We start from the raw sequence: 10902 nt of genomic DNA on the forward strand, positions 1-10902 counted from the left end.
ATAGAACTCAGCCATACATTCGAATTGCGAGCAGATGTTCGGCACAGGTACCCAGCCGTGCTATTGATTCTCCCCCTATTGATGCGCCCTCCCCAACGAAAAATCCCCCACCTAACCGGCAGGGGATCAATCATGGGTGGGTATTACTTATTGGAGCGGCGACGCTTCACAATGATAAACGCTGCGCCGATCGCGGTAACCACCAAACCGATGGCGACTACCCAGAGCACGCTTGCACCGGTATTGGCCAGCGTGGGTGTTGCCTTCGCGGCGGGAGCGGTGGGTGCGCCACCGCCCTTGCCGCCGGGCTCGGTCTTGGCCGGATCCGCACCCTTAGTATCGCCGCCTTGGCCCTGCGGGGCACCGCCGCCCTGGCCTTGGTTCGCGGCGGGGGCATCGCTCTTCTTTTCTTCAACCGGATCGGAGGAACCGGAAGAGCCAGCGTCCGCGGAGCCGGAGGAGGCGAGGGCACCGAGTACTAGGCCGCCAGCGATCAGGGTCACCAGTGCGGCCGCGCCGCCACCGGAGCTACCCGTGTCACCACCGAAATCGAGGGAGCCGATGTAGCCACCGACGCCACCGCCACCGCCGCCGCCATTGCCGCAAGGATCGTGGTCGACCAGGGTGACGCGCACGGTTTGGGCGCGATCGTTGATATCGGTGTGTTCAGCGATCAGCCTGCCGTTTTCATCGTAGGCCCATTCGAAGACCACGAGGTACTTGCCGGCGTATCCTTCGGGCACCACGAATTCAACCTTGACTTCGCCGTCGGGAGCTTCGGGCACGAATTCCTGTTCGGCCTTAATGCCGGTGCCTTCGCCGGTTTCCTTATCCATAAGCTCGCCCTTGACCACGTACTTGCGGCCGACGATCAAGCCGGAGTATTTCACGACGTCGACAATCGTGCCGCCGTTCGCGGAGAGCATCCGGTCCGCATCGCATTGGTCGGTGGCGGAGGTTGCAATGTGCACCTCCGTGCCTTCCCAGCGGATCACAAACTCCTCGATCTTGCGCACCACATCGTTGTGGGTCACGATCAAGGTTTGGCCGTGGCTGCCGTCTTCCTTCGGGGTAACAACCAGCGCGCCGGAGATAGCGTCGCCCTCAGAAGACGCGGTAATGGTGGCCTCACCTGCATCCTCGTTCACCTTGAGGTAAAACTCGGTGCCGGGACGGATATCCTCGGCCGCCATGGGATTGCCCTGCGCATCCACGATGGTGCCGTTATTGGTGGTGATCTTCAGGCCCGCGGCGTTGGTTTTAAAGCTGAGCGGCCCCATCACGCCATTGTCTTCGCGGCGTGCCTTGGAATCGTCGATCTCCACCTCAAGGTCCAAGGTTGAGGTTTCGGCGCGGCCCACGTTTGCCTCGCCGGTCAGGTACTCGAACAGCTTGAACTCCGCGCCCTTGACGGCGGCGTCGCCCGTGTCCAGGCCCTTGTACACGAACTCATCAGCAAGCAGGCTCCAGATCGCGGCTTGGGTTTGCGCGATGGCGGCCTCCGCGGGCAGCTCCTCTGCGGTCACGCCGGCCTTGGTGCGCAGTTCGTCGATAGCGACCGCCGGGTAGCTGTTTGCGGCGATCCAGTTCACCTTGTGCCGGATGCCTTCGTCGGTTTTAAACTTGTTATTGCCGGGGAACTCGTCCCACTTGACTGTTTTTGCGTTTTCGGAGTACACCGCGTTGACGTTGTACTCGATGCAGTACGCCTCACGCGTCGCACCGCCGGACTCGATGTTGAATAGGCGGGTCATGATTCTGCGACCTTCGCCCCAGTTGACCTTGAGGCCCTCAGGCCCCGCGGAAACCTTGACCTGCGCACCCAGTTCCTGCGCGTGCGCCGCCGGCATGACGGTGACCACACCGAGCAGCAGCGTCAGCGCCGAAAGGAATGCGAGTAAATAGCGACTTCTCTGTTGATGTAAAAGCATTATGCCCATCATTCTCGATTAGTAATGTGACACACCACATCACAGCGGATGGTTTTTAAATTGAAAACGGGCACTTCATTGGAAGCTGAAAAACCAACAACTGCGTTAAGAAAATCAACAGCACCACATTTCAAGCCCGCCTCAATCGCCGACGGTAGCACGGGCACTATCACCAACAGCAACCCTTAAGGTGTGCGTCACAGTTTTAATTTTTTCCAAACGATGCCCTTACTACCCGTCTAGCTTGGCAAAAGTCGCTATTTTGCTACATATGTCCAGTAGTGCGCTTCCCCAATACGGGGCTACCCAGTCAGCGCCGTACGCTGGGAAGACAAGGCCAGTTGCACCCCACCCGATACGCAACCCGATTGCGCCAAACCTCGGCCCACACACCGATATTGCTTATCGACGCCCCGCCCATCGCCCTTTGATTTCACCCCAAAGCGCAATAATAAACGCCGCCGCAATCATTATTTTTCACACACCATACATATTGAGATCGCACCGTTTTATTAGGCGCATCGCACCCGTGCTACATCTACATCATTGGTTGGGAAAACGCATTTCCGCTATTTGCCATACACGGCGTTATTCCCACCCTATTTTATTCATTTAAATTGGCACTACTGTTCTTACACGGATAGCGCAGCGCCGCCCCCGCAACAATGAAGTGGGGAGCGGCGCTTTACTTAGGTAGATCGAGTCTTATTCGCCGTCCTCCCAGTTGTAGGTGCGCTCGACCGCCTTGTTCCATTCGGCGAACAAGCGGTCTACTTCCTCCTGATCCATTTTTGGCTTCCAAACCTGCCCGATGCCGCCTTGCTCTTTGAGCTGTTCCAGGGAATCCCAGAACCCTACGGCGAGGCCGGCCGCGTACGCCGTCCCCAGCGCCGTCGTCTCGATGATCTTGGGGCGCACGACATTGGTGCCCAGGATGTCCGCCTGGAACTGCATGAGCAGCTCGTTCATCACCATGCCGCCATCGACCTTGAGGTTGGTGATCGGCACGCCGGAATCGGCCACCATCGCGTCCGCGACCTCACGGGTCTGGTATGCGGTCGCCTCCAACACCGCGCGGGCGAGGTGGTTGCGGTTGGCGAAGCGGGTCAGGCCAACGATGACCCCCCGGGCGTCGGAACGCCAACGTGGGGCGAAGAGCCCGGAAAACGCCGGAACGATATACACACCGCCATTATCGGGAACGGACCGGGCCATGTTCTCGATGGCGGCGGCGTTGGGGATGAGCTGCAGGTTATCGCGCAGCCATTGCACCAGCGAACCACCCATGGAAATGGAGCCCTCCAGCGCGTACACCGGCTTTTGCCCCTCGACCTGGTAACACACGGTGGTAATCAAGCCGTGGTCGCTCCACTTCGGGGTGGTGCCGGTATTGAGCAACAGGAACAGGCCCGTGCCATAGGTATTTTTCGCATCGCCGGGGCGGAAGCAGGCCTGGCCAAACATCGCGGCCTGCTGGTCGCCGAGCACGCCGCTGATCGGCACTCCAGCAAGGGTGCCACGCTGGCGCACCGCGCGGAAGTCACCCACCGAGGGGCGGATCTCCGGAAGCATGGACGGCGGGATACCCATCGCCTCGCAAATGGATTCGTCCCACTTGAGCGTGCGCAGGTCCATAAGCAGCGTGCGGGACGCATTGGTCACATCGGTGACGTGCAACGCGGGTTCGCCTTGATCGCCCTCCGCGCCGCCGGTGAGGTTCCAGATCAACCAGGTGTCGATGGTGCCAAAGAGCAGGTCGCCGGCTTCGGCGCGTTCGCGCGCGCCTTCGACATTGTCCAGGATCCACTTGACCTTCGGGCCGGATGGGTAGGAGTTCAGCAATAGCCCGGTGGTGTCGCGCCAGCGTTCGGGCCCGTGTTCGCCAGCCAGTTCGTCGCAGATCTTGGTGGTGCGGGTGTCCTGCCAAACAATGGCGTTATACACCGGTTCGCCCGTGTTTTTATCCCATACGACGGTGGTTTCGCGCTGGTTGGTGATGCCTACTGCGAGGATGTCCTCGCGCGCGACGTCGCTATCGGCAAGCGCTGCCCCGACGGCGCGGCGGGTGTTGTCCCAAATCTCGATCGGGTCATGCTCTACCCAACCCTTTTGGGGGAAGATCTGCTCGTGTTCGTATTGTCCGACCGCGACGATGGCGCCGTCGTGGTCAAAGATGATGCATCGTGTCGACGTGGTGCCTTGGTCGATGGCGGCCACATACTTATTTTCAAACTCAGCCATGGTGGTGTGTATTCCTTTGGGTGCTTAGACGGCCAGCGACAACAGGCCAACGGCAAATGCTGCGAGGATGGGTCCGACGATGGGAATCCAGGCGTAAGACCAGTTCGGATTTCCCTTGTCTTTGATGGGAAGAAAGAGGGCGTACATCAAACGGGGGCCGAAGTCGCGGGCCGGATTAATGGCATACCCGGTGGGTGTGCCGAGCGACAGGCCGATGGCAACAACAATGAACGAAACCGCAAAATACTTAAGCGATCCGATATCCGCGCCACCGGGGGCAAAGGCAATAAACGCAAGGAGCGCGAAGGTGCCTATGAACTCGTTGGTGAGGTTCCACCCGCTGTGGCTATGCGCGGGTTGGGTAAAAAATATACTGCCCGTGGCATGGTTTGCGCGGGTGACTTTGCCGGTGCTGTCAACATTGTTCGCATCGAACATCTGCTTAAACACCACCCAGGCCAGGAACGCACCGAACATCGCTCCGCAAACCTGGCCGACAACGTAAAAGGCAACCAGGTCCCAGGGGACATCGCCACGCACGGCGAGCATAATGGTTACCGCTGGATTCAGGTGGCCACCCGAGACGTCCGCGACCGAGGCGCCGATAAACACGGCGAGGCCCCAGCCCATGGCGATCACCAACCAACCAGAGCCCCGCGCTGCGGAGGTGCGCAGGCCGTTTGCCGCGCACACCCCATTACCAAAAAGCAGCAGCAGCGCGGTACCAAAAAACTCCCAGCCGAATGCTTGCACCGCACTAATCACGGGTATCGGTCCTGGGAGGTATCAATATCTGGCCGGGAATCACCGACTGCGGTGGCGATCTCATTGGCCTTTTGGTCGGTCAGCTGCTTTTCTGCCGCAAGTGCCGCCTCGGTGCGATCCTTAAACACCTTGATCTCCTTGGCCGTTTGGGCATCGTCCCAACCCAACAGCGGGGCGACGAGCTCCGCGACAGTCTCTGCGCAATCCACACCACGGTGCGCATACTCCATGGCTACGCGGAGGCGACGATGCAGGATGTCCTCGAGGTGAACCGCACCCTCGTGGGTCACGGCGTAAACGACCTCCGCCTGCAGGTAGCCTTCCGCATGCGGCAGGGGCTGCAGCAGTTCCGGATTGTCTTGTGCAGGCTCCAGCACCTCGAAGATCAAGGAGCCGTAACGTCCCAGCAGATGCTCCACCTGATCCTCACGCAATCCGAGGCGCTTGGCTAGGGCGGGGACTTGGTTTGCCAGGGCATGGTAGCCGTCCGCACCAAGCAGCGGCGTAGATTCGGTGACGGATTCCGGGACCGGCGTCGGGATATCTTCCGCCGCCTTATCGACCACGTCTTTACCAATCACACGGTAGGTGGTGTACTTGCCGCCAGCAACGGATACGAAACCGGGAGCCACGCGGGCAACGGCATGGTTGCGGGAAAGATTCGTGGTGGAATCGGAAGAACCCTCGACCAGGGGACGGAGGCCAGAGAAAACGCCCACGATATCGTCGTACCCGATCGGGCGGCGCACCTTGGCGTTGATGTGCTCCAGGATGTAGTCGATATCTGCGCGTGTCGCGGCGGGCTCCGCCAGGTTCAAAGTCCAGTCGGTGTCGGTGGTTCCGATGATCCAGTAATTGCCCCACGGAATAACAAAGAGCACGGATTTTTCGGTTACAAAGGTGAGCGCGGCGTGGGCCTCAAGGCAGGACTTGGGCACCACGATGTGCACGCCTTTAGACGTATGTACGGTGAATTTGCCCGTCACACCGGCAAGCTTTTCAATTTCGTCATTCCACACGCCAGTGGCATTAATAAATACGGAAGCGCGCACGGTTGTACGGCGACCAGTATCGCTATCAATAATCCCGGCCCCGACGACGCGTTCGCCTTGCTTTTCGAACCCAACGACCTGTGTGGATGTTCGAACGACGGCGCCGAATTCTGCGGCGGTGCGGAGCACGGTCATGGTGTGGCGCGCGTCGTCGACAAGCGTGTCGAAGTAGCGCACGCCGCCGACTAACACGTCATCCTTAAGCCCGGGGGCAATCTTCTTGGTGCCGCGGTGCGAGAGATGTTTCTGCATGGGAACGGTCTTTGCGCCGCCCATCAAGTCATACAACATAAAGCCCGAAGCCATGTACGGACGCTCCCAAACCCGGTGCGTAAGCGGGAAAATGAACCGCAATGGCTTGACTAGGTGAGGGGCCAGCGTCGCCATGGACAACTCGCGTTCCCTTAACGATTCAGCAACGAGGCGGAAGTCGAGCATTGCGAGATATCGCAACCCACCATGGAACATTTTGGACGATCTACTGGATGTGCCAGCGGCGAAATCTCGCGCCTCGATCACGGCGACTTTCAGTCCTCGGGTCGCCGCGTCCAGCGCAGCACCCGCCCCCACGGAACCCCCACCGATGATTACAAGATCGAAATGTTCGGTTTCGAATTGCTGCCACGCTTGTTCGAAATACTCGGCATTGAATGCAGCTTTTGTCACTGTTGCCACGATGCATGCCCTCCTCGGATACAAAAGTTGTATTGATTGGTTTTTGGCAGGGCGCCAATAAGTGTGACAACCCACCCTAACACGATCGATGGTGAGTTGTACCACGAAATTGAGTACCATTGCCTGTATGCCGAGGGATCTCTTTTACACATCAGTCGTTGGACTTGCACGCACAGTCTTCGCCGTTCAAGGCCTAAAACTCACAGTGACTGGGGAAGAGTACGTCCCTAAAACCGGCGGCGCGGTGGTGGTAGCCAATCACACGGGATATCTAGATTTCGCCTTTGTGGGCGTCCCGTTTCGAACACATAAGCGACTGGTCAGGTTTATGGCGAAATCTAATATCTTCGAGCACCGGCTCGTGGGGCCGGTCATGCGCGCCATGCACCATATCCCGGTGGACCGCATCGACGGGCAAGAGTCCTACCAACAGGCCGTGAAGATGCTGCGCGAAGGCGAACTCGTGGGGATTTTCCCGGAATCGACTATCTCTCGGAGCTTTGAAATCAAGGACATTCGCAATGGCGCCGTGCGCATGGCCAAGGAAGCCGGGGTGCCAATTATCCCCGTGATCCTATTCGGCTCTCAGCGAATCTGGACCAAAAACCAACCCAAACACCTCGGCCGCACGCGCACACCCGTTCACATCCGCGTGCTGGAGCCATGGCTACCGCTCGAATCCGCCGACGCGGAAACCGCACGCCTGCGGGACAAAATGAAAGACGGTGTGGCGGATATGTGGGAAGAGTACCAAGCCGCCCACGGCCCCTTTCCCGCAGGCGAATTCTGGGTTCCCGCCCGCTTCGGCGGGGGTGCCCCCACCCTCGCAGAGGCCCAGGCGGAAGACTACATCGTGGAAGAGGAACGCAATCGAATCCGCAAATTACGCGACGATCTCGCCGCCCTCAACGCCCAGCTCAAATCGATCCTGCCGCGCCCCGGCAATTCGGAAGACGACCCGCAAATAATGGCCTGGGTAAAGTCCACATTGGAGGAACTAGCCACGGAGGTAACGCACGGAGTGAGCGACGGAAAAGAGAAGATTGTCGCAATGGCCGAGCAGCTTAAAGCGAACGCCGCACAGCGGAATACGCCGGATCTCGCGCCGATCGCAGCGCAGGCGCGCCTGATCCTATCCCGGCTGCCGCACCGCAAACGCCTAAGCACCTTGCCGCGCGCCATCGTGTGCGATTTGGAAGGCACCCTGATCACCTCAAATGGTGAGGTCTCGCCCGCGACGCTGCAGGCACTCACCCGCGCCCACGATGCGGGCACCGCGATTATTCTGGCAACTGGCTTCGTGCATGTCCCCATCAGTCTCGGCTTCCCCGTACACACCGTCACGTGCGATGGCACCCTAAGCACCCTGGTTTCCGGCGATAGAGAAACCATCAAGGACGCGACGAAGGCGGACGGTGTGGCTTGGGTGCTGGAGTCCTTGGGGATTTCCCCGGCGGATGCGGTTGCTTTCGGCGACGGGATCAACGATATTGAGATGCTGCAGCTCGTGGGCACCGGCATCGCCATGGGCAATGCCCACCCCGAGGTGGTTCGTGCCGCGAAGTGGGCGACCGGCACCAACGACGAAGATGGGATCGCCGAAGTGATTACCCCGGTGCTCCCGCCCGTTGCCGACGCCGAATAGGTGCGACCCAAGGGTTAGAGCTAGCCGCAATGTGTTAAACCCTTGGCGGGTCCCGTCGGGGCCGATATATTTGGTGACACAAACCTTGTAGCGGCAAGCGCCGCAGGAGCCCCGCTGAGCACTTGAAATTGGCTACCCATGGTGGACTATGGCCCAATTGCGTTTATCGCGTCATTTTGATGTGGTCGGTTGTGCGCGAGCCATTGTCACGCTCGGAGTTGAACGGTGTCTACCGATATTTTTTACATCAAAATCCAGAAATCTGTGTAAAAAATATCGCGCCAGCGGCCTCAGCCGGCCCCGAATGATGAAAATTACACAGAATCCGCGTTTCGTGTGTAAAAAACTTCATGTGAAGTGCACAACATATTGCTATAGCCCTACAGGCAGGCCAACATGCACCATCCCGCGCCAAAGCCTAGGCCCGCACCACTAGGCCCGCACCGCAACCTACCAACGGCAAACCCCTACTGGCATTTCACAATCGGCGAGGGATCGTACTTAGTCGTAGTGGTTTGGCGGGAGATTTCGGCGCCGCCCAAATCGCGGATAATGCGCGTGTCGGAGGTTGTGAACCCAGGCGCACCTTCGGAAGGCGAGCATTTCGGCCCGGATACGGTCACGGTGTGCGGGGAGGTTTGCGCCCAGCGCCCACCGGGCACGGATTCAACCTGCACGGTTTTCACGCCCAAAAGCTGCACTGTCACGTTCGAGGAGTCCGCGCTCGCCTTGATCAATACTGGGTGCGGCGAGGTGTTGCGGAACTTCAGGTCGATAGCCCCTTCGAATACGGTTGCTTCGCGCCCCGCCGGGTAGCGGGAAATGTAATAGCTGTGCGGGGTGTGCGCCACGTCTTCCATCCCGGCGAAGTAGGAGGCGTTGTACAGCGTGGTGGCAAACTGACTGATGCCACCACCGACGGCGGTATCGGCGCGCCCGTTCAGGATGATTCCAGATTCCACGAAGCCTTGCGCCGTGCCGCGCGGCCCGGTCCATTCGTTGAGCGAGAACACGTCGCCGGGCGCCACAACCGCGCCGTTGACAATTTCCGCCGTGCGCCGAATGTTCACTCCCGACGCCGCGGAGAACCCACCCGTGGTGAATTCGCCCACCACCTCATCGAAGGTGGCGTTTTCGGCCTGTTCGGTGGTGAAGGTCGCGGGCTCGTCGATATACACGGCGTCGAACTCCCGCTCGCCCTTGGTCAGGATCCGCTTATCCAAATCCTTTAATGCGAGATCCCAGTCCACGCGCACGCCGTCTTCGTGGGGTTCCACGCCACTCGGCGTGATCTTGGCGTTTTTCTTGGGCTTTTCGGATTTCCCAATGCCCTCGGCAAGGATATTCCGGGCCACCTCACCGTTGACCTCGCCGCGAAGGTTTTTGCCGTCGGGAACAAAGGTCACCACTTCGCCCATACGATCGGGGGGAATCACACCCTCGGCGTCGCGCCCGTGCAGCGTAATGGGCCCAGACACGGCCACTTCCGCATCCCCTCCGGCCACTTTCTTTACAATATCGGCGGTGATCGCGGGATCCGTGGTGGGGGTTTTCACCTGCACACCGGCCGGATTCACCCACCCCTCCTTGATCACGCTCAGCAGCTCAGGGGTGGTTTTTTGCCCGATGATGGGGTCGGTCACCTTCACTTTGCCGCCTTCGAGGGCCACCGCGCCGTCGACAGGTTCGCGGGAGAGCTCGTGCGAGAGGCGGTCGGCGGTCACCTTAAACTTCGCCTCATCCACCTTGCTTACCACGGGGACTTCCTGGGTGATCGGGAAGGGATTCAGCCCCCGGGTGCCAGCGGCCGCCACGGTAGCTTTCCAGTCGGGGGCCAGCCCAGCCTCAGCCGGGGCGAAGGTCGCCTTCATATCATTCGCCGTCACTTCAACCTTGGTTGGCGTTTTGGCGGTGAGTAGCCGTTTCTCAGCTTCGCTTGGGGTGAGGCCGCCGATAGTTACGCCCGCAACGGTAGTGCCACGCGGAACGGTCCCGCGAGAAAGGAAAAAATCCACCCCGTAGACGAGGAGGGACAGCGCAAACAGCCCGATAAATAGGCCGAGCACTATCAGTGAGGTCTTCGATGCACGCACGCACCCTACAGTACCGCGTAACCTGAGATGAGATAAAGAACAGTGCTACGCTCGAACCCCTCCAGTTTACCCTATTCGAACCCACGGCCCAGTCCTGTGCAGCATGTTCACTACGGGCTTAGGCGCTGAACATATTCGACACGCCGCGCCTGCGATTCGGCCCGTCACCGCCCAAAAATTAGCCCGTCACCACGCAGAAATTAATGAAAAGATTGTACCCAGGAAGCACAGCGGATAATGTGTTGCATCATAGAAGTAGTTCCTTAAGAATCGCCCAACGCACGAGAAAGGAGAGCGCAGATGGCGTTCGATTCTGACTCGTTGACGCGCCGTTCCCTCGGCCCAGCACTGGCCAGCGCGGTCATCGGGGTGGTGCTCGGCGTGGCCGCCATTGCCGGGATCGCTGAGCTTTCGCAGCCGCATGCCGTCCCGCTGCAGCAGGGTGAAAGCATCAAGGATCCGTTATTGGGCGGTGCGGAATACGGTTCCCGCAAATAATT

Annotated in this window: 7 protein-coding genes; 2 read left to right on the top strand and 5 right to left on the bottom strand. The window is 59.5% G+C overall.

Going from position 1 to position 10902, the window contains the following annotated elements; genetic code table 11:
* Positions 1-143 precede the first annotated feature (143 nt).
* The 4 genes from CCANI_RS12695 to CCANI_RS12710 all read right to left on the bottom strand — a co-directional run bounded on the left by CCANI_RS12695 (position 144) and on the right by CCANI_RS12710 (position 6664).
* Positions 144-1931 carry a VaFE repeat-containing surface-anchored protein gene (locus tag CCANI_RS12695; RefSeq protein ID WP_146324059.1) on the bottom strand — a complete coding sequence of 596 codons (1788 nt, stop codon included), beginning with the start codon at positions 1929-1931 and terminating at the stop codon, positions 144-146.
* A gap of 705 nt (positions 1932-2636) precedes the next feature.
* A complete protein-coding gene (gene glpK, locus CCANI_RS12700) occupies positions 2637-4172 on the bottom strand; it encodes a glycerol kinase GlpK (protein ID WP_146324060.1) in 1536 nt (511 codons plus the stop codon).
* A 24-nt stretch (positions 4173-4196) separates the two neighbouring features.
* Positions 4197-4934 carry an MIP/aquaporin family protein gene (locus tag CCANI_RS12705; RefSeq protein ID WP_146324093.1) on the bottom strand — a complete coding sequence of 246 codons (738 nt, stop codon included), beginning with the start codon at positions 4932-4934 and terminating at the stop codon, positions 4197-4199.
* A complete protein-coding gene (locus CCANI_RS12710) occupies positions 4934-6664 on the bottom strand; it encodes a glycerol-3-phosphate dehydrogenase/oxidase (RefSeq protein ID WP_246118191.1) in 1731 nt (576 codons plus the stop codon). Before CCANI_RS12710 ends, CCANI_RS12705 begins: the two co-directional genes overlap by 1 nt.
* A gap of 205 nt (positions 6665-6869) precedes the next feature.
* Between CCANI_RS12710 and CCANI_RS12715 the strand changes: the two genes are divergently transcribed.
* The gene (locus tag CCANI_RS12715) at positions 6870-8309 is read left to right on the top strand and encodes an HAD hydrolase family protein (protein WP_246118192.1); all 1440 of its coding nucleotides are present in this window, start codon (positions 6870-6872) and stop codon (positions 8307-8309) included.
* Positions 8310-8776: 467 nt separating this feature from the next.
* On the opposite strand, the gene CCANI_RS12720 is transcribed toward CCANI_RS12715, so the two are convergent.
* Positions 8777-10402 (bottom strand): VanW family protein, encoded by a 1626-nt coding sequence (locus CCANI_RS12720; RefSeq protein WP_246118193.1) that lies wholly within the window; start codon positions 10400-10402, stop codon positions 8777-8779.
* 300 nt (positions 10403-10702) lie between these two features.
* On the opposite strand from CCANI_RS12720, the gene CCANI_RS12725 reads away from it, so the two are divergent.
* Positions 10703-10900, top strand: a complete 198-nt coding sequence (locus CCANI_RS12725) for a DUF2613 domain-containing protein (RefSeq protein WP_146324063.1) — start codon at positions 10703-10705, stop codon at positions 10898-10900.
* The last annotated feature ends 2 nt before the right edge of the window (positions 10901-10902 follow it).

Origin of the sequence: Corynebacterium canis, from assembly GCF_030408595.1 — a bacterium.
In the GTDB taxonomy this organism is placed as follows: domain Bacteria; phylum Actinomycetota; class Actinomycetes; order Mycobacteriales; family Mycobacteriaceae; genus Corynebacterium; species Corynebacterium canis.